The sequence below is a fragment of the Agrobacterium sp. CCNWLW155 genome (genome assembly GCF_036888815.1).
In the GTDB taxonomy this organism is placed as follows: domain Bacteria; phylum Pseudomonadota; class Alphaproteobacteria; order Rhizobiales; family Rhizobiaceae; genus Agrobacterium; species Agrobacterium radiobacter.
Genome location: NZ_JBAKFW010000002.1, coordinates 341,834 through 364,871 on the forward strand (window position 1 = coordinate 341,834; position 23,038 = coordinate 364,871).

Here is a 23,038-nt window from a genome sequence, read left to right on the forward strand (position 1 = left end):
GTAACCCGCACAATGCCTCATGTGGCGCTGTGCGGGTTAAATCTATTTGTTCTTGAGAGTATGAGATGACGGAAGAACGGCGTTCGCGCGCAACGGAAGCGTTTTTTGGCAGACGCAAGGGCAAGCCCCTGCGCAATCAGCAAGTCGATACGATCGAGAACCTGCTGCCTTTGCTGAAAATCGATCTGGAAAGCGCTCCGCCGCAAAATCTCGCCGCTCTTTTTCCGGCGGATGTGCGATCGATCCGTCTGGAGATCGGTTTCGGCGGCGGCGAGCATCTCGCCCACCGCGCGGTTGAGAACCCAGAGACGGGTTTCATCGGGGTCGAGCCCTTCGTTAACTCCATGGCCAAACTGCTCGCCACCGTGCGCGAACGCGAGCTGATGAATATCCGGCTCTATGACGATGACGCGACGCAGCTGCTCGACTGGCTGCCAGAGGGGTCGATCGATCACATCGATCTGCTTTATCCCGATCCGTGGCCAAAGAAGAAGCACTGGAAGCGCCGCTTTGTCTCGGACGTCAATCTCGCCCGTTTCCATCGCGTGTTGAAACCCGGCGGCAAATTCTGCTTTGCGTCGGATATCGATACATACGTCAACTGGACGCTGCAGCATTGCGCCCGGCATGGCGGTTTTGAATGGACGGCGACGAGCGCTGACGACTGGCGTACGCCCTACGCCAACTGGCCGGGCACGCGCTACGAAAACAAGGCGAAAAGAGAAGGCCGCAGCTCGGCCTATCTCACCTTCATCCGTCGTTGAGCGATTGAGCCCTCAGAGGGCCGCATCCACTTCCGCTGCCAGCGGAATGGAAGGCTGGGCACCGGCACGCGTGCAGGCGAGCGAGCCTGCAACGGCGGCACGCTTCAGCGCCCTTTCGAAATCCATCCCCTGATCGAGGCTGGCGGCGAGATAACCGCAGAAGGTATCGCCCGCACCAACCGTATCGACCGGCTCGATCTTGAGGCCGGAAGCCCTGTAGACCTTGCCGTTGCGCATGGCGATCACGCCGTCCGCCCCAAGCGTCACGATCAATGTCTGGCCGGTCCTGTCGTGAAGGGTCTTGAGTTCGTTTTCCCGCTCGACGCTGGAGAGGCCATTCTTGCCGATCAGCAGCTCGAACTCGGTTTCATTGGCGATGACGATATCGGCAAGGCCAGCAAGACGCGGACCGTCTGCGGTCAGCGGCGCTGTGTTGATGACGGTGGTGATGCGCTTTGCCTTGGCGGCCGTCAGCGCCGCTTCGATGGCTGCGGCCGGTATCTCGAACTGCAGCATCAGAATATCGCCAGCGGCCATGTCGGATACGGTCTTTGCGGCATCGGAGGCGGAGACCTCGCCATTGGCGGCGGGAATGACCGAAATCATGTTCTCTCCGCCTTCACCGATCAGGATCACCGCCGTTCCCGTCGGGCCGGGCGCAGTCTTGACCAGAGACAGGTCGGTGCCAGCATCACGCAGTAATGTCAGCGCCGGTGCGGCAAAAGTATCATCGCCCGCAGCCCCTGCCATCTTGACTGCGGCGCCTGCACGCCGTGCGGCCAGCGCCTGATTGGCTCCCTTGCCGCCGGCGGCCGTGGAGAATGTCTCTCCCGTTACGGTTTCACCGGGCTTGGGCAGGCGTTTGGCGGTCGCGACGAGGTCCATGTTGATGGAGCCGAAAACAGTAATCATGGGGCGCTGGGTCCATATGAAATTTGAGCAAGGCGGCGACTTTGCCCGAGACGATCACTCGTCGTCAACTACCCGCAATTTGGCCGCACCGGCCCTGTTTTCGGCAAAGCGGCGCGCCTGCTCGATTTCACCATGCGGGGCGTCTTTTTCCGTTGGCGAGAAATCAAGTCCTTCGATCTTCTGGCCGCGTGCCAGCACCTTGTCCGAGGAGATGAGCATCATGTCGACGTCCTTCTGCGCCAGCCCGAAATGGGCCTGCAGCTTGCGCGTCCGGTCGTCCAGCCGCCGCACATCGTCCATCAGAAGGGCAACTTCACCCTGGATGAGGTGCGCCTGCTCCCGCATGCGCTGATCCTTCAGCACGGACTGGATGACCTGCACCGACAGCATCAGAAGCGACGGCGAAACGATGACGACACGGGCGCGGTGAGCGCGCTGCACCAGATATTCGAAATGCTGGTGGATATCGGCGAAGATCGATTCGGACGGCACGAAGATGAAGGCGGTATCCTGTGTTTCGCCACGGATGAGGTATTTCTCGGCCACATCGCGAATATGCACTTCCATATCACGGCGGAACTGCTGAACGGCGGCACGTTTGGTTTCCGGTGTCTCATCCGCCTTGATGGCATTCCATGCCTCCAGCGGAAACTTCGCGTCGATGACGAGCGGCGGCGCATTGTTCGGCATCTTGATGGTGCAGTCCGGCCGGTAACCGTTCGAAAGCGTCGGCTGAAGCTGGAAAGCGCCGGCGGGAAGGGCATCGGCGATCAGAATTTCCATGCGTGCCTGTCCAAAGGCGCCGCGCGTCTGCTTGTTGGAAAGGATGGCCTGCAGTCCGACCACGTCCTTGGCCAGATCCTGAATATTGCCCTGCGCGGCGTCGATCACCGCGAGGCGCTCCTGCAGTCGGCTCAGATTTTCATGGGTCGACCGGGTCTGTTCCGTCAGTGTTTCGCCAATGCGCTGCGACATGCCGTCGAGGCGCTGGTTGAGCGTCTGGCTCATCTCGGTCTGGCGGGTGCCGAGCGTTTCCGCCATGGCCGCGATACGGCCATGCAGTTCGGACTGTGTTTTCAGAAGATCGGAGATTTCACCGTCGGCTCCCGCTTTTTTCACGCGGTTTGTCGTGACCAGCCAGGTTGTGACCAGACCGAAAACCAGAGCCGCGAGCAGCGCGCCGAAGCTGATATCAACGGAGCCGGCCCGCAGCGCGGGATCAAGGAGAACGGAGAAATCTATACTCATGATTAAATCTAGCAGATTTCCAGTGATTCGGAAGATCAAAACAAGAACATTCCTGTGGCGGAAATGAGTCGGGCGGGGTGGATGCCCGAGGCGATTTGAACCTCGTGTTTTTTATTTCCTCCGCGCAAGAGATACGTTATGGGAAGCCATGACCATCAAACCGCTTATCATTTTGCCCGATCCCGTGCTGCGCCAGCAATCGAAGCCCATCGAAAAGGTGGATGCAGAGGTTCTGCGTCTTGCCGACGACATGCTCGAAACCATGTACGATGCGCCGGGTATCGGTCTTGCCGCTATCCAGATCGGCGTGGCGCGCCGCATGCTGGTGATCGACGTTGCGCGTGAAGGCGAGGAAAAGACCCCGATCGTCTTCATCAACCCGGAAATCCTCAAGGTGTCGGACGATGTCTCGACCTATGAGGAAGGCTGCCTCTCCATTCCCGACTACTACGCCGAGGTCGAGCGTCCCGCCTCGCTCACGGTGCAATATGTCGGCCGTGACGGCAAGCAGCAGACGGTCGAGGCGGATGGTCTGCTCGCTACCTGCCTGCAGCACGAGATCGATCACCTCAATGGTGTTCTGTTCATCGACCATATTTCGCGGCTGAAGCGCGACATGGTCATCAAGAAATTCACGAAAGCGGCCCGCGCAAAGATCTGATCCGTCCTCTCTGGACCGGAATGGACGACAGGGCAGGGGGCGATAATGGCTCTTCGCATCATATTTATGGGCACACCGGATTTTTCCGTTCCCACATTGCGTGCATTGGTGGAGGCGGGCCACGAGGTTGTCGCTGTCTACACCCAGCCGCCGCGTCCCGGCGGCCGCCGTGGTCTCGATCTGCAGAAGTCGCCGGTGCATCAGGCTGCCGAACTGCTGGGGCTTCCGGTGTTTACGCCCGTGAATTTCAAGGCTGAGGAAGACCGTCAGCAGTTCCGGGAATTCAATGCTGATGTGGCGGTTGTCGTGGCTTACGGGCTGCTGCTGCCCGAAGCGATCCTCTCCGGCACGCGTCTCGGCTGTTACAATGGTCATGCCTCGCTGCTGCCGCGCTGGCGCGGTGCTGCCCCCATTCAGCGGGCGATCATGGCCGGCGACCCCGAAACCGGCATGATGGTCATGAAAATGGAAAAGGGGCTCGATACCGGTCCCGTCGCGCTGACCGCGAAAGTCGCGATCGGCGATAACATGACGGCCGGCGAGCTGCATGACAGCCTGATGCTAACAGGCGCGCGGTTGATGCGGCAGGCGATGGACAAGCTGGAAGCAGATGACCTGCCGCTCGTCACACAGGCGGAAGAGGGTGTTCTCTATGCTGCGAAGATCGACAAGGGCGAGACTCGCATCGATTTTTCTCGGCCCTCGCAGGATGTGCATAATCACATTCGCGGCCTTTCGCCGTTTCCCGGCGCATGGCTGGAAATGGACATCGGCGGCAAGACGGAGCGCGTGAAGGTTCTCGCCTCCGAACTGGCTAGCGGCATGGGAGAAGCGGGCGCAGCGCTCGACGATGCTCTGACCATTGCCTGCGGCAGCGGGGCCGTGCGGCTCACCCGCCTGCAAAAGGCGGGCGGCAAACCGATGTCGGCGGCTGATTTCGTTCGTGGCACCCCCGTTCCGGCCACAACGAGGCTCGGCTGATGCCGCGTTTCCGCATGACCGTCGAATATGACGGCACGCCCTATTATGGCTGGCAGAGACAGGATAACGGCCCCTCGGTTCAGGGTGCGCTGGAGGCTGCGGTTCGCTCGCTGACGGGAGAGAGCGTCTCCATTCGCGGCGCCGGTCGCACCGATTCCGGTGTGCATGCCGTTGGGCAGGTTGTCCATGTCGATCTTTTGCGCGACTGGGAGCCCTACAAGCTTCGCAACGCCGTCAATGCGCATCTCGCCATGGCGGGCGAAGCCGTGGCCGTTCTCGACGCCGCTTCCGTGACCGAGGATTTCGACGCCCGTTTTTCCGCCCTTCGTCGGCACTATCTCTACCGCATCATTTGCCGCAAGGCCCGGCTGGCGCTGGAGCACAAGCGGGCATGGTGGGTGTCGAAGGATCTCGACCATGAGCGCATGCATGAAGCCGCCCAGATGCTCGTCGGCCGGCATGATTTCACCACCTTCCGCTCGGTCCATTGCCAGGCGAACAGCCCCGTGCGCACGCTCGACCGGCTGGATGTGACGCGCAATGGCGATCTCATCGAGATACGCGCGACGGCGCAGAGCTTCCTTCATAACCAGATCCGCTCTTTCGCCGGCACGCTGAAACTGGCGGGCGAGGGCACGATGACGCCGGAGGACGTGCGTGCCGCACTGGAGGCACGGGACCGCAAGGCATGCGGCCCTGTCGCACCGCCGGACGGTCTTTATTTCATGCAGGTCGATTATCCCGACGTCATTCCGCCGCGCCGGCGCGCCGAAGTCGACATGACCGAGGATGCGGACTGACGTTTAAGCTGTGCCAGTTCTCAGGCGGGATAGACACCGAGAAAACGCTGCAGCGCTTCCGATAGAAGCATGCCCGGCACCAGCAGCGTCATGACGATGGCCGAGACGAGCAGCGACTGATCGCGGATGAAAAACCGCACGATCCGCGAGAAGGCGAAGACCAGCGATAGAAGCAGTGCCAGCCAGAGAACGGCGATCAGTCCTTGCAGCGGCGGCAGGAAGAACGCGATCAGGATCAGAACCGCATAGGCATAGGAAAATGGCAGCGACAGCCAGTTCATGGTGGTGACGAGCGGCGCGAATTTTTCCCGAGCGCCGAAGGCGTATAGTAGCATACCGATCAAAAGCAGCGGCACGATCCAGCAGATGGCCTCAACCATCGCCAGACGGAAGAAGAAGATGAACCCCGTTCCGGTGCCGGGCGGATAGCTGGCGAGGAAGGCAGCCCGCAGCCACAGCCAGGAAACCAGCATGGCCGGCAGACACCAGAGGGCGGAATAGAAGGATCGCCACATGCCGCGCTCGGAGAGATCAAGATAACGCGCACCATTATGGTCACCCAGCAGCAGAAGCCACAGGCCGGTCAGATAGAGCCTTATTTCACTTGCCGTCGGCATGGGCGAACCAGCGTTCGATAAAGGTCTCGTAAATGCGCGTCAGCGTTTCGAGATCGGCAACGGCCACGCGTTCATCGACCATATGCATGGTCTGCCCGACGAGGCCGAATTCCACGACAGGGCAATAATCCTTGATGAAGCGTGCATCGGATGTGCCGCCGGTGGTCGAAAGCTTCGGTTCCCTGCCGGTAACGGCTTCAACCGCGCCTGAGAGCGACGAGATAAGCGCATTGTTCCGCGTCAGGAAGACATGCGACGGGCGGTCGGCCCAGACGATCTCATATTTCACCGGTGCGCGGTCGGGGCGAAGCTCACCTTCGGCCGCAGCGGCGTCGAGGCGGCGGATGATCTCCGCGCGCAGGCTTTCTGCTGTCCAGGTGTCGTTGAAACGGATGTTGAAGGCCGCTGTCGCCCGCGCCGGGATCACATTGGTGGCGGCGTTGCCGGTGTCGACGGTCGTCACTTCCAGATTGGATGGCTGGAAATCATCCGTGCCGTGATCGAAGGGTGGATGCATCAGCGCATGGGTCAGCTGCAGCAGGCCGCGAATGGGGTTGTCGGCGAGATGCGGATAAGCGGCATGGCCCTGAACGCCATGAACCGTGATGCGGCCGGAAAGCGAACCCCGGCGGCCGATCTTGATCATGTCGCCAAGCTGGTCGGGATTGGTCGGCTCGCCCACCACGCAGGCGTCCCATGTCTCGCCGTTGGCGGCGGCCCATTCCAGCAGTTTGGAGGTGCCGTTGATCGACGGACCTTCCTCGTCGCCGGTGATCAGGAAGGAAACGGAACCCTGCGGCTTGCCGTGTTTTTCGATATGGCGGGCGATGGCGGCGACGAAACAGGCGATGCCGCCTTTCATGTCCACTGCACCGCGACCGAACATTTCGCCACCGGCGATTTCAGCCGAAAAGGGCGGATGGCTCCACGCCGCCTCGTCGCCCACGGGAACGACATCCGTATGGCCCGCAAACATCAGATGCGGACCCTCGGTGCCGAGCCGGGCATAGAGGTTTTCCACGTCAGGCGTTCCCGCCTCGCTCGCCACTATCTTGTCTACCTTGAAGCCGAGCGGCGAAAGCAGGGTGTCGAGCAAAGAAAGCGCGCCGCCTTCGGCAGGCGTCACCGAAGGGCAACGGATGAGGGCGGCGAGATTGGCAACGGGATCGGTCGTGGTCATGGTAGTCGCTTTATATCAGTCGCGCAGAAGCTCGTTGATGCCGGTCTTGGAGCGGGTCTTTTCATCGACGCGCTTGACGATCACGGCGCAATAGAGGCTCGGGCCCGGCTCGCCGTTCGGGAAAGGTTTGCCCGGCATGGTGCCGGCAACGACGACGGAATAGGGCGGCACTTCGCCATAGGTGATCTCGCCGGTGGCGCGATCGACGATCTTGGTGGACTTGCCGATGAAGACGCCCATGCCGAGAACCGCGCCTTCGCGCACGATGCAGCCTTCCACGACTTCCGAACGGGCGCCGATGAAGCAATTATCCTCGATGATGGTCGGGCCTGCCTGCAGCGGCTCCAGAACGCCGCCGATGCCGACGCCGCCAGACAGATGCACGTTCTTGCCGATCTGTGCGCAGGAGCCGACAGTCGCCCAGGTGTCGACCATCGTGCCTTCATCGACATAGGCGCCGAGATTGACGAAGGAGGGCATCAGAACGACGTTCTTGGCCACATAGGCGGAGCGGCGGACGACGGCGTTCGGCACGGCGCGGAAACCGGCGGCGCGGAACTGGTTTTCACCCCAGTTTTCGAACTTCGACGGCACCTTGTCCCACCAGCTGGATTCGCCCGGTCCGCCGGTGACGATCTCCATGTCGTTCAGACGGAAGGAGAGGAGCACGGCCTTTTTTAGCCACTGGTTCACCTTCCAGTTTCCATCCGCCTGCTTCTCAGCAACGCGTGCCTTGCCGCTATCGAGAAGTTGAAGAGATGTGTCCACGGCGTCGCGAACCTCGCCCTTCGTCGATACGTTCACGCTATCGCGGTTGTCGAACGCCGTTTCGATGATGGTTTCGAGGGAGGTGAGATCCGTAAGGCTCATGGAAAATTCCTTAAAGTCGCGTGGTGTTCATGGTCACGGATGGTACCGCGCCGCTGGAAGGCTTTGGTCATTTGATCTAAGGGAGTGTTGGAAAGGCGTCAATGTGATTTGGGTGATTTGGCGCGTCAGACGAAAGGCATGGAAATGACACGACTGAAAAACGGCAAGTTGCGGCGCAAGGACGGGGTATGGGACCCGTTGAAGCGCAGTGCTGTGGACAAGCAGCAGGCCGAGGTCGTTCAAAAAACACCGCAGTCGGACTCCCCGTCCTATCGCCTCGCCTATGTGGACATGGATTTTCTCTGCCGCGAGGAATTGCGCCCCGTCAGGTTGCAGCTTGAGCTTCTGAAGACGGAAATGGCGCTCACCGAGCGCGGCATAAAATCCACCGTCGTCATGTTCGGCGGCGCGCGCATTCCCGAACCCGGCGGCGAAGCCTGGGCGGCGCGCAACGAGACGCAAAAGCGCAATCTGGAACAATCCTCCGTCTATTACGATGAGGCGCGCAAGTTTGCCCGTCTTTGCACCGCCTATGCCGCAAAATCGGATCACCTCGAATATGTCGTGGTCACCGGCGGCGGTCCGGGCGTCATGGAAGCGGGCAATCGTGGTGCGGCCGATGTGGGCGGCCCGTCCATCGGCCTTAATATCGTCCTGCCGCACGAGCAGGCGCCGAACCCCTATGTGACACCGGAACTGAGCTTCAACTTCCACTATTTCGCCATTCGCAAGATGCATTTCCTGATGCGGGCGAAGGCGGTGGTGATCTTCCCCGGCGGTTTCGGCACGCTGGACGAATTGTTCGAAGCGTTGACCCTGATCCAGACGAAGCGCATGGAGCCCATTCCTCTCATCCTGTTCGGTGAGAAATTCTGGCGATCGGTGATCAATTTCGAGTTCCTGGCGGATTTCGGTACTATCGCGCCTGAAGATATGAATCTTCTGCATTTTGCTGAAACGGCTGACGATGCATGGAAAATCATCTCGGCTCACTACGAGCACTGATTATGCTTGGCGCGACGAAGTAATTTTAGGGCTTAATTAGCAATCTTCTTCTAATTTTGCCCCGTCGCGCTGCAGCGCACTGTCCCAAGGGGACGGGCCTCCATGACGGAGATTTATCATCCGTTGAAGTCAGCCTTTTCAGGCGGGCGATTTGATCGAGGCCAAAATGTTCAATTTCCAAGTGAAGTCGCTTGCGACCAAGCTGATCCTCGTAACCGGCTGCGCTATCACCACGGTTCTCGTTGCATCGAATTCCTTCCTCATTTCCCAGACTAGCGAGCGCGTGCACGCGCTGACCATGGATCAGGCCAATACCGAAGCGCGCGCCATCGCCAACGTCATCGCCGCTGATGTGGGTGAACTCGGCAGCGCCGCACGCTCCATGGCCGGTGTCATCGGCCGTGCGCATCAGGCGAAATCAATGGATCGCCCCGGCATCGTCAACATCCTGAAGGCCAATGTCGAGCAGAACGCCTTTGCCTTTGGCAGCTGGTTCTGTGAGCAGCTCGGCCTTTTTGACGGCCAGACGACGGAGATCGCCAACAGGCTCGATCTTGGCACCAATGCCACCGGCGCCTTCGCTCCTTACTGGTCGAAAACCCAGAAGGGCGAAATCCAGTTCTCGACGTTCAAGAATGATTATGCGGCGGAATGGTATGCGCTTGCCGCCAAATCCGGTAAAGGCGCGATCACGCAGCCCTATCTCGCCGAAGGCACGGAAGTGCCGACGACGATGACGTCACTTGCCTATCCCGTCATGTCCGATGGCAAGATGATCGGTGTGGCTGGTGTCGATATCTCGTTGGCCTCGCTGTCGCAGAAGCTGCAGGCGCTGCATCCTTTCGAGACCGGCCGCGTGACGCTCGTTTCGCAGGGCGGCCAGTGGCTGGTGCCGCCGACACCCGAGCAGAACATGAAAGCCTATGACGGAGACGGTGCAAGCACCGTTCAGGCGGCAATCACGTCAGGCAAGCAGGGCCTCATTGAAAATCTCGGCGTTGATACGGACGCGCCCTATAACCGTCTCGTTTATCCCTTCGCCGTTCCCGGCCTCAACGCGACCTGGGTGGTGCTGGTGGATATTCCCCATCAGGCCCTGAACGCACCGGTTCAGGAACAGACCTACATGATGATCATCGGCGCGATTGTCATTCTCGCCGCGGTCATCACCGCGCTTTATTTCGCCGTGCGTTATTTTGTTCGCAATCCGCTTGCCTCGCTGGTCTCCGACGTCAGGACGCTGAGTGACGGTCGCTACGATGTGCCGGTTTCCGGACAGGAACGCCGGGATGAAACGGGCGCCGTGGCCACCGCGCTGGAAGGTTTCCGCGCGAAGCTTGCCGGCATCCGCGAGATGGAGGCTGAAGCCGATGCCCAGCGTGGTCACGCCGAGACGGAGCGCCAGCGATCCGAATTCGAGCGCAACGAGAACAGCCGCATGCAGCAGCACATTGTCGGCGTGCTGGGTGCAGGCCTCAATGCGCTCTCGCAGGGCAATCTCACCTACCGCATCGAGGACGAGTTCCCGGGCGAATATGCGAAGCTGCGCGAGGACTTCAACTCTGCGCTCGCCAGCCTCGAGGAAACGGTTTCCACCGTCAATGCAACCGTCGTCAGCATCGGCAACGGCACGGGTGAGATCACCCGCGCCGCCAGCGATCTTTCGCACCGCACGGAACAGCAGGCCGCAAGCCTGGAGGAAACCGCTGCCGCCCTCAATGAGTTGACCGCACAGGTCAATTCCAGTGCGGAAAACGCCGCACAGGCGGCCGGCGCCGTCAGCCATGCCTGCGACGACGCCGGCAAGTCGGGCGAGGTCGTGCAGCAGGCCGTGAACTCCATGGAAGGCATCGCGCAATCCTCGGCCGAAATTTCCCGTATCATCGGTGTTATCGACGAGATTGCCTTCCAGACCAACCTTCTGGCGCTGAACGCGGGCGTCGAAGCTGCCCGCGCGGGTGATGCCGGCAAGGGCTTTGCCGTCGTCGCACAGGAAGTACGCGAACTGGCACAACGGTCCGCCACCGCCGCCAAGGAGATCAAGGGCCTCATCAACACTTCGGCCACCCAGGTTGGCGAGGGCGTCCAGCTGGTCGGCAAGGCCGGTGAGACGATGAAAAAGATCGCCGATCAGGTTCTGCAGATCAACCAGCTGATACGGCAGATCTCCGCCTCCGCCAGCGAACAGGCAGTGGGTCTGAAGGAGATCAATTCCGCCGTTACCCAGATGGACCAGGTTACCCAGCAGAATGCGGCGATGGTGGAAGAAACTACCGCGGCGAGTGTAACGCTGAACAGCGAAGCCGAAACGCTGAAATCGCTCGTTGCCGGTTTCTCCGTTTCCGGTGGTCATTCCAGCCAGCAATTGCGCGCCACTGCCGCGGCGATGCGCGCACCCGCCGCTCCGGCGCAGGCATCGGGCCGCCCGGCCGCGCAACGCGCCCGTCCGAGAACCAGCGGCGCAAACGCACTGGCGCAGGATGACTGGACGGAGTTCTGACGCGCCATTTCCGCCTCAAATAAAAAGGGCCGCTGGTATCGCCAGCGGCCCTTTTTTTCATGTCCGCTTCCGTCAGAGACGGGCTAAACGTTCCGTCAGCAACTCGAAGAAACCGTCGGCATCCACATTGCGCATAACGCGGGCATTGGCGGGACGTTCGGTAACATTCCACCAGTCCACCACGGTCATGCCCATGGTCAGTTCGGAATGGACCTCGATTTCGACGTTGCACTCGCGACCCTGAAACAGTTCGGGTTTGACGAGATAGGCAATGACGCTCGGATCATGCAGCGGGCCGCCATCCGAACCGTATTTTTCGATGTCGAAGCGTTCGAAGAATTCCAGCATTTCCGCCATGGCGATGGCCGGCCGTGTGCCGATCTCGCGAATGCGGCTGACCCGGGCCTTGGTCGTCAGCAACTGATGGGTGACATCGAGCGGCATCATCACAACAGGCATGCCGGAGCGGAAGACGATGTCGGCGGCCTGCGGGTCGACATAGATGTTGAATTCCGCCGCCGGTGTGATGTTGCCGCCCTCGAAGAAGCCGCCGCCCATCATCACCAGTTCCTTGACTCGATCGGCGATCTCAGGCGCCTTCAGGAGCGCCAGCGCCACATTAGTCAGCGCGCCGAGCGTGCAGAGCGTTACCGTGCCGGCGGGCTCGCGCATCACCGTCTCGATGATGAAATCGACCGCGTGCTGCTTTTGCGCCTCCATGGACGGTTCGTCGAGAACCGGGCCATCGAGGCCGGTGCTGCCGTGAACATGTTCGGCGGTGATGGGCTTGCGCACCAGCGGCTTCTCGGCGCCCTCATAGACTGGAATATCGGTGCGCCCGCACAATTCGCAGATGATGCGGATGTTGCGGCTCGTCAGCTTCAGCGGAACGTTGCCGGCGACGGCGCACAATCCGAGAATGTCGATTTCCTCCGGGCTTGCGAAAGCGAGCATGATTGCCGCTGCGTCGTCCTGGCCGGGATCGGTGTCGATGATGATTTTTCTGCGTTCTGCCATGTCTTGCCCGCCGTTGAGATGAGCGCTTTTTTCGAGCGGCGGGTGCTCACTTGTCAAGTCTCATTCCTGCGGCTTGCCTTTGCCCCGCGTTTCGTCTTGCGCATCGTGGTTCGGCTTCCCATATTGCTGGGGCCGGTGCGATTGACCGGCAAGGTTGCCGGAAGCGGGACCGCGAAACGTCGCTTGGTTGCAAGGACAGAAGAGACATGAGCCGCATGACGCCATTCACCCACCCGCTTCTGCTGGGTTTTGATGCCATGGAAAAAACGCTGGAGCGCATGGCGAAGGCCAATGACGGCTATCCTCCCTACAACATAGAGCGCCTGCCCGGCAGCGAAGATATGCCCGAACGCCTGCGCATCACCATCGCAGTCGCCGGTTTTTCGCAGGACGATCTGGATGTGACGACGGCCGATAACCAGCTCGTCATTCGGGGACGACAGCAGGAACAGGAGAAGCGCGATTTTCTCTATCGCGGCATCGCGGCGCGCCAGTTCCAGCGGGTTTTCGTGCTTGCCGATGGCATGCAGGTCAGGGAAGCGCGCCTGCGCAACGGCCTTCTTTCCATCGATCTGGTCCGGCCGGAAATTTCAAACGTGGTGAAGAAAATTAATATTTCCGTCTCAGAGTAGAACGTGAACGCCAGAATCCGACACGAATCGCTCGGCGTGAAGAAGGAGGCTGAAATATGCTTTTGAAAGAAGCGCATGCGCGTCTCACCCAATCCCAGCTCGCCCATATCGGCGAAGGAGAAGTGGGATATATCCGCAAGATCCGGGCGGAAGACGTCAGCCGCTGTTTCCCGGAAGCGCCTGATCTCGATCCGCAATTGGATCTTTGGGCACTGTTCGGTGCGGATGGTACGCCAATCCTCCTCACGGACAACCGTTCAAGCACGTTTTTCAAGGCTGCCGAAGACGATCTCAAGACCGTCAGCCTGCATTGAATAAAAAAGCCCGCTTTTGAGCGGGCTTTATGCTTAGTGGATCAAAGGAACGGGCGGTCCGGCATGTCGTCGATGGAGATGACGCCGTCCTTGTTCCTGTCCAGCCGTTCGAACATCTTTTCGCCGGCGGCGGTGAATTCGGCCTTGCTGACCTGACCGTTCTCGTCGGTATCGGCCATGCGGAACAGTGCGTAGGCTCCACCCTTGCCGCCATGTTTGCCCCAGCCCTGACGGCCGCCATGTTCGCGCTCGGCGCGCTTGCCCTCGGGACCCTTGCCTTCATCCGCCTTGGCTTCCTCCCGCTCCGGACGCGGATGGGCGGCGCGGAAGGCTTCCATCTTCGCCTGGCGGTATTCGCGGATTTCCTTCGGCGTAATCGAGCCGTCTTTGTCCTTGTCGATCTCTGTGAAGAGCGCGTCCTGACGGGCGGCGAATTCCTCCTTCGAAATCTTGCCGTCCTTGTTGGCGTCGGCCACCTTCAGCAGGTGAACGAAAGCCGCTTCCGGACGGATCGGCATGCGATCCTTGTGGCCCTTGCCGGGCGCGGCGAAACTGGCCGTTGCGGCCGTGCTGAGCACAAGGGCTGCGCCAAGAGCAGAGAGGGCGATTTTGCGTGTGGTCATCGTCATTACCTTTCTTTGGTGTCCCTGAAGAAAAGATAGTGACGTCCAGCAAGCCTCACCACTTAAACATCCGTAAGGTGGATGAAGCTTCGGTAATGTTCGCTGCTCAGCGGGTGATGGTTTTCGTCAGGAACCCGGTCAGGTCGTCGGTGATGTAGTCGATATGCTCATCCGTCACGGCCGGAATTTCCCAGCGTTCCATGATGACGCCCTCAAGGTTTGAAGGCACGAGCAACACGGTCTTCATGCCCAGCGCCTTGGGGGCGGCAAGATTGCGCGGCAGATCCTCGAACATGGCGGCTTTTTTCGTGTCGAGTTTCGAAAGCGCCGCGAATTTCTCATAGGTCGCGCCGGCTGGTTTCGGCAAGTATCCCGCGGCGACGATATCGAAAATATCCTCGAAATGATCGAGAATGCCGAGCGCGCCGGCCGCAGCCTGCGCGTGTTTCACGCTGCCATTGGTGAGGATGAACTTGCGACCGGGCAAAGCCTTGATTGCCTCACCAAGTTCCGGATGCGGTTTCAATGCCGAATAGTCGATGGCATGGGCGCGTTCCAGAAACTCGTCCGGGCTGATGCCGTAATGGATCATCAGGCCCTGCAGCGTCGTGCCGTGGTCGTGATAATACCGTTTCTGCAGCACCCGGGCTTCCTCGGGGTCAAGCTTCAGAAGTTCCGCCACATAGGCCGTCATGTTTCGATCGATCTGCGAAAACAGATTGATGTGATGCGGATAGAGCGTGTTGTCGAGATCGAAGACCCATTCGCTTACATGGTCGAAATCGGCGGCTTCGGGCAGGTTTTTCGGCTTTGTGTCCATGGGCTGCTTTATGCCCGTTTCGAATGACGAAGAAAATCGAAAAGACGACTATTGGTCAGAAAATCGGGCTTGGCTGCGGCCTCCGGCGCATGATACCGCCAAAGCCATGGAACTCTGGATAGGTATTACTTTCGCAAGCGCGTTCTTGCAGAACCTGCGCTCGACCCTGCAAAAGCACCTCAAGGGCATGATGGGCACCACGGGCGCGACCTTTGTGCGCTTCGTGTTCGGCATGCCCTTCGCTCTCGCCTATCTCGCTTTTCTGCATTTCGGGCTCGGTCGCCCGCTGCCGGTGCCCAACATGTCCTTCGCTTTGTGGGCGACGGTCGGGGCCATGGCGCAGATTGCCGCCACGTTCCTGCTGGTGCACCTGTTCTCCTTCCGCAACTTTGCAGTGGGAACGGCCTATTCCCGCACAGAACCGGCGCAGGCGGCACTGTTCGCGCTTATCTTCATCGGTGAAAGCGTCAATGGCGGCACATTGGCGGCTATTGCCATATCGGTCGCCGGTGTCATGCTGATTTCGGTGGCACGCACGGAAGTGACGCCCGCTTCCTTCCTGACGTCGATCTTCAGCCGGACGGCGGGCATCGGCCTCGCCTCAGGCGCTTTCTTCGGCCTGTCGTCGGTTGCCTACCGATCGGCGTCGCTCGCGCTTGCGCCGAGCCTTCCCGTTCCGGACGCGATGATGCAGGCGGGCTTCACACTCGTCGTCGTGATCGTCATGCAGACGGTGTCGATGTTCCTGTGGATCATCTGGCGCGAGCGGGAAGAATTGCGGCGTATCGCCAAGGTTTGGAAACCGTCGCTTGCTGTCGGTTTCGTGGGCGCCACGGCCTCATTCGGCTGGTTCACGGCGATGACCCTGCAGCAGGCCGCCGTGGTGAAGGCGCTGGCGCAGGTGGAGATGCTCTTCGCCTTCGCCTCGACCGTGCTCTTCTTCAAGGAGAAGATCAACCGGCTCGAACTCTCCGGTTGCCTGCTGATTGTGGTGGGTGTGCTGTCGCTTCTGGCATTCGGTTGAAGGCCTGTCGTGGCGGACAGGCTTGCCGTCCGCCACCTGAAGCACATCAGGGCACGATGAGCGTGCCGGCGCCTTCCGTGAAGATTTCCAGAAGGACGGAATGGGGCGTCTTGCCGTTGAGGATCACCACGCCCTGAACACCGGCCTTGATGGCGTCGATGCAGGTCTCGACCTTCGGGATCATGCCACCGGAAATCGTGCCGTCCTTGATGAGCGCACGCGCCTGCGAGACGGTGAGTTCCTTGATGAGTTCCTTGTTCTTGTCGAGAACGCCGGGAACGTCGGTGAGAAACAGCAGACGCGAGGCGTGAAGCGCGCCCGCAATCGCGCCGGCGAAGGTATCGGCGTTGATATTGTAGGTGGCGCCATCGCGGCCAGGCGCGACCGGGGCGATGACCGGGATCATTTCCGACTTGGCGAGCAGGTCGAGCAGGGTGCGGTCGACTTCGGTGACTTCGCCGACGAAGCCGAGATCGAGCACACGTTCGATATTGCTGTCAGGATCGATGACGGTCTTTTTCGCCTTTTCGGCGAAGACCATGTTACCGTCCTTGCCGCACAGGCCGATCGCCCATTCACCCGTCTGGTTGATGAGGGCGACGATTTCCTTGTTGATCGATCCGGCCAGAACCATTTCGACGATCTCGACCGTCTTGGCGTCGGTAACGCGAAGGCCGCCCTCGAACTTCGATTCGATGCCCATCTTGGTCAGCATCGCGCCGATCTGCGGGCCGCCGCCATGCACGACGATCGGGTTTATGCCTGATTGCTTCAACAGCGCGATGTCTTCCGCGAAAGCCTTGCCGAGTGTGGAATCCCCCATGGCGTGGCCGCCATATTTCACCACGATGGTCTTGTTCTCGTATTTCTGCATAAAAGGCAGAGCCTGTGCGAGCAGCCGCGCCTGAGTTTCGCTTTCGGAAGACGTCATCTAAAAACCTCGGTCTGTGGTTGCGGCTGTTGAGAGCCTGTCACCGCTCTAAAGCAAGTCTTTGACGGATGAAATAACCTCTCGGCCTTATTGTGTCGGCAGCAGTCAAATTTCTTTTTTTTGGCGTTCCGGGCCCTGTAATGCGATTGACATAAAGGCCCAATGGGACCAGCCTTGCAGGGGAAAGGGGAGGGGTTAATTCAGGGCGACAGAAGATGTCGCGCGCCGCGCAAGCGATGCTGACCTGAACGACCGAGGAGCGAGAGACCACATGACGGCACCCGATCGAGACAAGCAAAGCGGTTTGCGGGACGAAGTCCTTGCGGGCGAATATGTGCTGGGTGCCTTGCCGCCGGAAAGCATGGCGGAGCTTGCCAAACGCATCAAACGTGACCGCCAGTTCGCGGCCATGGTCAGGCGCTGGCGGGACAATCTGGCGGAAACCGAATACCGCGAAAATGCGACCGTCGCCGCGCTGCTGGAACGGGATCCAAGCCGCTCCGGCCTGCCATTCAGGAGCCAGCCGCTGCGCGGTGGCAGCATGTTCGCAGCCATGCTTTCGGAGGTCTGGCATTCGGTGCGCTTCTGGCGTCTTCTGGCACTGACGGCGATGCTGTGGACCGCCGTTCTGCTTTTCACTATCGCCTGAGGGGCGCGCCTCTCAAAGGGAGATCGTTCTGACGATCTCGGCCCGCAGGCTATCCAGCCCGAATGATTTTTCCGAGGACGTGGCGAGAACTTCCGGATAGGCGGCAGGGCGCTTGCGGATTTTTTCCAGCGTTTCGCCGATCAGCCGCGGAACGCCGACATCCTTGATCTTGTCCGTCTTCGTCAGCACGATCTGGTAGGACACGGCTGCCTTGTCGAGCAGGGTCAGAACCTCCTCGTCATTCTTTTTCACGCCGTGGCGGGAATCGATCAGCACGTAAACGCGCTTCAGCGTCGCACGGCCGCGCAGATAATCGAAGACAAGCTTCGTCCAGGCGTCAACATGATCCTTGGGGGCCTGCGCATAACCGTAACCGGGCATGTCGACCAGCGCCATCGGCGGCAGGTCGCCCGCTTCGCCGGAATAACCATCCGGAACGAAGTAGTTGAGTTCCTGCGTGCGTCCGGGCGTGTTGGACGTGCGGGCAAGCCCCTTGTGGCCCACCAGCGCATTGATGAGCGAGGACTTGCCGACATTCGAACGACCGGCGAAGGCAATCTCCGGCGGGCCTTCGGGCGGCAGGAATTTCATTGCGGGAACGCCGCGAATGAAAATCCAGGGTCGCCCGAACAGGGGCTTTTCGGTTGCCGTGCCGGTTTCACTCATTTCGATTGCACCGGCTTTCGCTTGAACAGCCCCTTGATATTATCGAACAGCTCGATCTTGGCGCCCTGACGCTTCATGATGACGGCCTGCTGGGTGATGGAGAGCGTATTGTTCCATGCCCAGTAGATGACCAGACCGGCCGGGAAGGAGGCCAGCATGAAGGTGAAGATCAGCGGCATCCAGTTGAAGATCATTGCCTGCGTCGGATCGGGCGGCGTCGGGTTCATGCGCATCTGCAGGAACATGGTGATGCCCATGACCAGCGGCCAGACGCCGATCATCAGGAAATGCGGCACGTCGTAAGGCAGAAGGCCGAACAGGTTGAAGAGCGATGTCGGATCGGGCGCGGAAAGGTCGTGAATCCAGCCGAAGAACGGTGCATGCCGCATTTCGATGGTGACGTAGATGACCTTGTAGAGCGCGAAGAAGACCGGAATCTGCAGAAGCATCGGCCAGCAGCCGGCAACCGGATTGATCTTCTCTTCCTTGTAGAGCTGCATCATCGCCTGCTGCATGGCCATGCGGTCATCGCCATGCTTGGCCTTAAGCTCCTCCATCTTCGGCTGCACGCGCTTCATGTTCGCCATGGAAGCATATTGCTTGCTGGCGAGCGGGAAGAAGAGCGCCTTGACGACGATGGTGGTGAGCAGGATGGCCACGCCGAAATTGCCAAAATAACGGAAGAAGAAATCCATCATTTTGAACATCGGCTTGGTGATGAAGTAGAACCAGCCCCAGTCGATCAGAAGGTCGAACTTCGGAATGGAATATTCTTTTTCATAGCGGTCGACCAGCGGCACTTCCTTGGCGCCGGCGAAGACAAGGCTCTTCAGCTCGATGGACTGGCCGGGTTCGACCGTCATCGTGTCGCTCTTGAAATCCGCCTGATAGCTCGGCTGATTGCCGGTGATATGCGAAAAGCGGGTTTCGAACGGTGTTGTCTGCGGCGGAACGATGGCAGCAGCCCAATATTTGTCGGTAATGCCGAGCCAGCCGCCGGTTGCCTTGGCAATAGTTACCGGTGCTTCTTCAACATCCTTGTATTTTTCTTCCGTCAGGCTGCCGTCTTTGCCCGAAACGCCGAGAAAGCCTTCATGGATGACGAAGACGGGCGGGATCGCCGGCTTGTTGTTGCGCGTCACGCGGCCATAGGTGGCGAAGGAGACCGCAGCCTGTCCCGGGTTCTCGACCTTGTCGGCGACCGAGATCATATAATGCTCGTCGATCGAAATCGTGCGGGAGAAAATCACGCCCTTGGAATTGGTGTAGGTGAGGGTGACCGGGGTGGTTTCCGTCAGCTTCTCGCCGCTTGCCAGCGTCCAGACGGTGGTCGGACCGGGAACGCCGCCGACTTCCTGTGCAGCAACAAAACCGAGTTCGGTGAAGTAGCCGTCCTTGGTGTCGGAGGGCGAGAACAGCGTGATGATCGGGCTCGAGTCATCGACGGTCTCATGGTAATCCTTGAGCCGGATGTCATCGAAACGGGCGCCGGCGAGATTGATCGAACCGGCGATGGCGTTGGTGTCGATGGCCACACGCTGGGTTCTTGCAATCGACTCTTCACGGGTCGCCGTTGCGGCGGTCTGCGGCGAAGAGGCGGGCGGTGTGCCTTCGACGGCTGCACCAGGCGCGGCACCCGGTGCCGGCTGCTGTTGCTGCGTCGTCTGCTGCTGCTGCGCCTGGCGGGCCTCTTCGGCACGGCGCTGCTGCTCGATACGCGGATTCATGTAAAGGAATTGCCAGGCGAGGACGATGACAACCGAAAGGGCTATCGCGATGAAGTAATTGCGGTTCTTTTCCATCATTCTTTCCTGGAGCGGGTCTCCTGGGACCGTTTCGGTTTCGCCGTTCCTTCAATGCGCTCGGCAAGGAGAGACTGAAGTTTCGGGAAGGTTGTATCGAGCACATCCCTGCGGGCGACAATCACATAGTCATGACCGGGCTTCATTGCGACCCCGGCAGAAAGCCTGACGGCTTCCCTGAGACGGCGGCGCATGCGATTTCGCTCGACCGCGTTGCCTTGTCTTTTTGTTACGGTAAAACCGACGCGAGGCTCGGTTTCCGGGGCTTTCCGGTCAAGCACTTCCAGAAGAAAGGTGCTTCCCCGCCGTTTTTCCCCCGCCTGAACGGCAAGAAACTCCGACCGGTTTTTAAGCCGGCCGGGGTGTTTTTCAGTCTTGCTCATGTGCCCACGACTTTCATCGGGCCACAGGCTCGGCAATTAAGCCGACAGACGTGCGCGGCCGCGCGCACGGCGGGCTGCGAGAACCTTGCGACCGCCGGCGGTAGCCATGCGGGCACGGAAACCATGACGACGCTTGCGAACAAGCTTGGACGGTTGGTAAGTACGCTTCGACATTTATTTAATACCGCGGTGTGCGGCCCTTCTTGAATTTGCAATTATTTGCAAGAGCGTTTCGTTTTTTGCACGGCTAACCCCGCCTGGGCGAGCTTTCAATGGCCGAGCGTGCGCGGCTTATAAGGGCATAGGCCGAGCAAAGTCAATTGCCGAAGGGGTTTTCGCGGTTCACCTTTTGCGGAAAACGCACCGCAATCTCCTTCGCCGACTGCCGATAGAGGCTGATTCCGACGCGCAATCGATAAAATCCGAAATTCTTTCTTAACGCCGCATTGATAAATCTTGTGACGCGAAAAGTTATGCCAGCTTCCCATTTTCATTGCGCGGCTGGTTTTTGTTGGGGGAACGAAATTGAGAATTCGCGGTCGTATCAATCTACTTGTCGGGCTTATGAGCCTTGTTGCCTGCACCATCGGCGGGCTGTCCATCTATGCGATCAACGAATTCCGGGTCCGGTCGCATCATTTCGAGGAAGCTGCCGAAAGGGCCTACAAGGGCGAGGCGCTTAACCGTCTGGTGACGGCGGTCGTCATGGAGGCGCGTGGTGTCTATGCGGCAGCCGATGTGGCCGCAGTCACCCCCTTTGCCGACGGCATGGTCAAAAACCTTGATGCCATGGAAAAGCTGATTGCCAGCTGGGCTCCGCTCGTGCCGGCGGAACAGCGGGCGAGTTTCGACAAGCTTGTCGGCCGGTCCAAGGAATTCCGGACCTTCCGTCTGGAGACTGTCCGGCTGGCGAAGGAGAGCGGGCCGCAGGCAGCCGCCCAGCAGGGCAACAATGAGGCGAACCGCGCCAACCGCAAGGCCTATCAGGCGGAGATCGATGGTGTCGTGAAAAACGACATTGCCGAACTGGAAGTCGTAAAGGCAGGAATGGATTCTTTCAGCACCGCCATATTCTGGGCGATCGTCGCGGTGACGGTTGCAGGTGTCGGCGCGGGAGCCGCCTTCGGTCTCTACATCGGAACGCGGCAGCTCAGCGCGCCCATCCGCCGGGTTTCGCAGGTGATGAATGCGGTGGCCGATGGAAATCTGGACGCGGAAGTCCCCTATCTCGGCCGCAACGACGAGATCGGCGAAATGGCTGCCGCCGTCGAGGTCTTCAAGAACAACGGCCGCGAGGTGCGCCGCATGAATGCGCAGGAGACCGCCATGCGCGCCAAGAGCGACGACCTGCAGGCCGGCATGGCCGTCGTCGTCGACGCCGCGGCCCAGGGCGATTTCAGCCGCCGCATCAACAAGGATTATGGCGACGAAAACCTCAATCGTTTCGCCGCGACGATCAATTCGCTCCTCACGGGGGTCCATAACGGCGTATCCGAGACCAGCCGCGTCATTGAAGGTCTGGCGCGGGGTGATCTGACGGAGAGGATGGACGGCGAGTTCCGCGGCGTGTTCGGCGAACTCCAGGAGAACGTCAACCAGACGCTGACCAAGCTGCGCGAGACAATGAGGGAGGTGCGCGGCAGCACGGAAGGCATCAGCGGCAACGCAAGCGAACTGCGCTCGGCGGCCGACGACCTGTCGAAGCGGACGGAACAGCAGGCTGCGGCGCTGGAGGAAACCTCCGCCGCACTGGACGAAATCACCGCCGTCGTCCGCAATTCCACCGACCGTGCGCAGGAAGCCAGCGCCATGGTTGCCGAAACCAAGCAGAAGACGGAGGAATCCGCCAGTGTCGTGCGCGATGCCGTCTCCGCCATGGATCGCATCGAGCATGCCTCGCGTGAAATCAGCCAGATCATCAACGTCATTGACGAGATCGCCTTCCAGACGAACCTTCTCGCGCTGAACGCAGGCGTGGAAGCGGCACGTGCCGGCGAGGCCGGCAAGGGCTTCGCCGTCGTCGCGCAGGAAGTGCGGGAACTGGCGCAGCGTTCCGCAACGGCTGCGAAGGACATCAAGGCGCTGATCACCAAATCCGGCCAGGAGGTCGGACGCGGCGTGTCGCTGGTGCAGAAAACCGGCAGCGCACTGAGCGAGATCGAGACCCGCGTTCTGGCGATCAATGAGCACATCCATTCGATCGCCACGGCGGCCAGGGAGCAGTCCACCGGTCTGCACGAGGTGAATACCGCCATCAACCAGATGGATCAGGTGACGCAGCGCAATGCTGCCATGGTGGAGGAGACCTCGGCCGCAACCCACAAGCTGAGCAGCGAGGCGGATCATCTCGTGACGCTGGTGACTCGTTTCAATGTTGGCGCCGAAAATGTGCAGCACAGCCACCGTTTCGAGCAGCCCGCAAGACCGGTAACGGCATCCACCGGACCGGTTGCGGTCTCCGGCAGGACGGCGGCGGTGGCGTCCCCGGCCCGCAAATTGATGAACAGCGTCAGTCGTGCACTCAATGCCCAGCCCGCTGCAGCACCGGCGCATGGCGACTGGCAGGAATTCTAGGCGACCTGCAGTTCCGCTTCAAACAGGCTTACGCTGCGAACGCCGCCCTTTTCGGGCGGCGTTTG

General features: G+C 60.2%; 24 protein-coding genes. 11 read left to right on the forward strand and 13 right to left on the reverse strand.

The features are described 5' to 3' along the window. The first annotated feature begins 65 nt into the window (after positions 1 to 65). Positions 66 to 764 (forward strand): tRNA (guanosine(46)-N7)-methyltransferase TrmB, encoded by a 699-nt coding sequence (trmB, locus tag V6S97_RS10225; RefSeq protein WP_003503731.1) that lies wholly within the window; start codon positions 66 to 68, stop codon positions 762 to 764. 12 nt (positions 765 to 776) lie between these two features. Here the strand turns inward: trmB and V6S97_RS10230 are convergent, their stop codons facing one another. Next, positions 777 to 1,676, reverse strand: a complete 900-nt coding sequence (locus V6S97_RS10230; RefSeq protein WP_003503729.1) for a ribokinase — start codon at positions 1,674 to 1,676, stop codon at positions 777 to 779. 54 nt (positions 1,677 to 1,730) lie between these two features. Next, positions 1,731 to 2,924, reverse strand: coding sequence for a DNA recombination protein RmuC (locus tag V6S97_RS10235; RefSeq protein WP_003503726.1), 1,194 nt, complete (start codon positions 2,922 to 2,924; stop codon positions 1,731 to 1,733). Positions 2,925 to 3,072: 148 nt separating this feature from the next. Here V6S97_RS10235 and def point away from each other — a divergent pair, with 148 nt between their 5' ends. From def to truA, 3 genes are read left to right on the forward strand one after another with little or no spacing between them, the layout of a single operon-like run. Beyond that, the gene (gene def, locus V6S97_RS10240) at positions 3,073 to 3,585 is read left to right on the forward strand and encodes a peptide deformylase (RefSeq protein WP_003503724.1); all 513 of its coding nucleotides are present in this window, start codon (positions 3,073 to 3,075) and stop codon (positions 3,583 to 3,585) included. Between the two features lie 45 nt (positions 3,586 to 3,630). Then, positions 3,631 to 4,566 (forward strand): methionyl-tRNA formyltransferase, encoded by a 936-nt coding sequence (gene fmt, locus V6S97_RS10245; protein WP_112356034.1) that lies wholly within the window; start codon positions 3,631 to 3,633, stop codon positions 4,564 to 4,566. After that, positions 4,566 to 5,366 carry a tRNA pseudouridine(38-40) synthase TruA gene (truA, locus tag V6S97_RS10250; RefSeq protein WP_129565919.1) on the forward strand — a complete coding sequence of 267 codons (801 nt, stop codon included), beginning with the start codon at positions 4,566 to 4,568 and terminating at the stop codon, positions 5,364 to 5,366. The genes fmt and truA overlap by 1 nt, the downstream gene beginning before the upstream one ends. A gap of 20 nt (positions 5,367 to 5,386) precedes the next feature. On the opposite strand, the gene V6S97_RS10255 is transcribed toward truA, so the two are convergent. From V6S97_RS10255 to dapD, 3 genes are read right to left on the reverse strand one after another with little or no spacing between them, the layout of a single operon-like run. Then, the gene (locus V6S97_RS10255) at positions 5,387 to 5,983 is read right to left on the reverse strand and encodes a hypothetical protein (protein ID WP_003503718.1); all 597 of its coding nucleotides are present in this window, start codon (positions 5,981 to 5,983) and stop codon (positions 5,387 to 5,389) included. Continuing rightward, positions 5,967 to 7,163 (reverse strand): succinyl-diaminopimelate desuccinylase, encoded by a 1,197-nt coding sequence (dapE, locus tag V6S97_RS10260; protein WP_020811937.1) that lies wholly within the window; start codon positions 7,161 to 7,163, stop codon positions 5,967 to 5,969. Before dapE ends, V6S97_RS10255 begins: the two co-directional genes overlap by 17 nt. 15 nt (positions 7,164 to 7,178) lie before the next feature. Continuing rightward, the gene (dapD, locus tag V6S97_RS10265) at positions 7,179 to 8,033 is read right to left on the reverse strand and encodes a 2,3,4,5-tetrahydropyridine-2,6-dicarboxylate N-succinyltransferase (RefSeq protein ID WP_020811938.1); all 855 of its coding nucleotides are present in this window, start codon (positions 8,031 to 8,033) and stop codon (positions 7,179 to 7,181) included. Between the two features lie 138 nt (positions 8,034 to 8,171). Between dapD and V6S97_RS10270 the strand changes: the two genes are divergently transcribed. Further along, the gene (locus tag V6S97_RS10270) at positions 8,172 to 9,038 is read left to right on the forward strand and encodes an LOG family protein (protein ID WP_423752249.1); all 867 of its coding nucleotides are present in this window, start codon (positions 8,172 to 8,174) and stop codon (positions 9,036 to 9,038) included. Positions 9,039 to 9,204: 166 nt separating this feature from the next. Further along, positions 9,205 to 11,538 carry a methyl-accepting chemotaxis protein gene (locus V6S97_RS10275; RefSeq protein ID WP_111794276.1) on the forward strand — a complete coding sequence of 778 codons (2,334 nt, stop codon included), beginning with the start codon at positions 9,205 to 9,207 and terminating at the stop codon, positions 11,536 to 11,538. Positions 11,539 to 11,610: 72 nt separating this feature from the next. Here the strand turns inward: V6S97_RS10275 and V6S97_RS10280 are convergent, their stop codons facing one another. Further along, positions 11,611 to 12,555: a nucleoside hydrolase gene (locus V6S97_RS10280; RefSeq protein WP_060723025.1), complete on the reverse strand. Its 945-nt coding sequence runs from the start codon at positions 12,553 to 12,555 to the stop codon at positions 11,611 to 11,613. Between the two features lie 206 nt (positions 12,556 to 12,761). Here V6S97_RS10280 and V6S97_RS10285 point away from each other — a divergent pair, with 206 nt between their 5' ends. Together V6S97_RS10285 and V6S97_RS10290 are read left to right on the forward strand one after the other, a co-directional pair. Continuing rightward, positions 12,762 to 13,187, forward strand: a complete 426-nt coding sequence (locus tag V6S97_RS10285; protein WP_003503708.1) for an Hsp20 family protein — start codon at positions 12,762 to 12,764, stop codon at positions 13,185 to 13,187. Between the two features lie 56 nt (positions 13,188 to 13,243). Beyond that, positions 13,244 to 13,501 (forward strand): DUF1150 family protein, encoded by a 258-nt coding sequence (locus tag V6S97_RS10290; protein ID WP_003503706.1) that lies wholly within the window; start codon positions 13,244 to 13,246, stop codon positions 13,499 to 13,501. A 41-nt stretch (positions 13,502 to 13,542) separates the two neighbouring features. Here the strand turns inward: V6S97_RS10290 and V6S97_RS10295 are convergent, their stop codons facing one another. Further along, entirely contained in the window at positions 13,543 to 14,130 is a 588-nt protein-coding gene (locus tag V6S97_RS10295; RefSeq protein WP_003503704.1) for an EF-hand domain-containing protein, read from the reverse strand. Positions 14,131 to 14,230: 100 nt separating this feature from the next. Beyond that, positions 14,231 to 14,944 (reverse strand): pyrimidine 5'-nucleotidase, encoded by a 714-nt coding sequence (locus V6S97_RS10300; RefSeq protein WP_334426755.1) that lies wholly within the window; start codon positions 14,942 to 14,944, stop codon positions 14,231 to 14,233. 106 nt (positions 14,945 to 15,050) lie between these two features. Here V6S97_RS10300 and V6S97_RS10305 point away from each other — a divergent pair, with 106 nt between their 5' ends. Continuing rightward, the gene (locus V6S97_RS10305) at positions 15,051 to 15,968 is read left to right on the forward strand and encodes a DMT family transporter (RefSeq protein WP_334426756.1); all 918 of its coding nucleotides are present in this window, start codon (positions 15,051 to 15,053) and stop codon (positions 15,966 to 15,968) included. Positions 15,969 to 16,014: 46 nt separating this feature from the next. Here the strand turns inward: V6S97_RS10305 and argB are convergent, their stop codons facing one another. Beyond that, positions 16,015 to 16,899, reverse strand: coding sequence for an acetylglutamate kinase (gene argB, locus V6S97_RS10310; protein ID WP_003503698.1), 885 nt, complete (start codon positions 16,897 to 16,899; stop codon positions 16,015 to 16,017). A 271-nt stretch (positions 16,900 to 17,170) separates the two neighbouring features. On the opposite strand from argB, the gene V6S97_RS10315 reads away from it, so the two are divergent. Beyond that, positions 17,171 to 17,548: a hypothetical protein gene (locus tag V6S97_RS10315; RefSeq protein ID WP_003503696.1), complete on the forward strand. Its 378-nt coding sequence runs from the start codon at positions 17,171 to 17,173 to the stop codon at positions 17,546 to 17,548. A 12-nt stretch (positions 17,549 to 17,560) separates the two neighbouring features. Here the strand turns inward: V6S97_RS10315 and yihA are convergent, their stop codons facing one another. Genes yihA through rpmH form a run of 4 tightly spaced genes read right to left on the reverse strand, consistent with a single transcriptional unit; the run spans position 17,561 to position 20,573 of the window. Beyond that, entirely contained in the window at positions 17,561 to 18,214 is a 654-nt protein-coding gene (gene yihA, locus V6S97_RS10320) for a ribosome biogenesis GTP-binding protein YihA/YsxC (protein WP_003503694.1), read from the reverse strand. Further along, positions 18,211 to 20,016 (reverse strand): membrane protein insertase YidC, encoded by a 1,806-nt coding sequence (gene yidC, locus V6S97_RS10325; RefSeq protein WP_035212582.1) that lies wholly within the window; start codon positions 20,014 to 20,016, stop codon positions 18,211 to 18,213. The genes yihA and yidC overlap by 4 nt, the downstream gene beginning before the upstream one ends. After that, positions 20,016 to 20,399 (reverse strand): ribonuclease P protein component, encoded by a 384-nt coding sequence (gene rnpA / locus V6S97_RS10330; RefSeq protein ID WP_080865779.1) that lies wholly within the window; start codon positions 20,397 to 20,399, stop codon positions 20,016 to 20,018. Before rnpA ends, yidC begins: the two co-directional genes overlap by 1 nt. Before the next feature lie 36 nt (positions 20,400 to 20,435). Further along, entirely contained in the window at positions 20,436 to 20,573 is a 138-nt protein-coding gene (gene rpmH / locus V6S97_RS10335) for a 50S ribosomal protein L34 (RefSeq protein WP_003493611.1), read from the reverse strand. A 351-nt stretch (positions 20,574 to 20,924) separates the two neighbouring features. Between rpmH and V6S97_RS10340 the strand changes: the two genes are divergently transcribed. Continuing rightward, on the forward strand, positions 20,925 to 22,973 hold the full coding sequence (locus tag V6S97_RS10340; protein WP_080865782.1) for a methyl-accepting chemotaxis protein: 2,049 nt from the start codon (positions 20,925 to 20,927) through the stop codon (positions 22,971 to 22,973). Positions 22,974 to 23,038 lie beyond the last annotated feature (65 nt).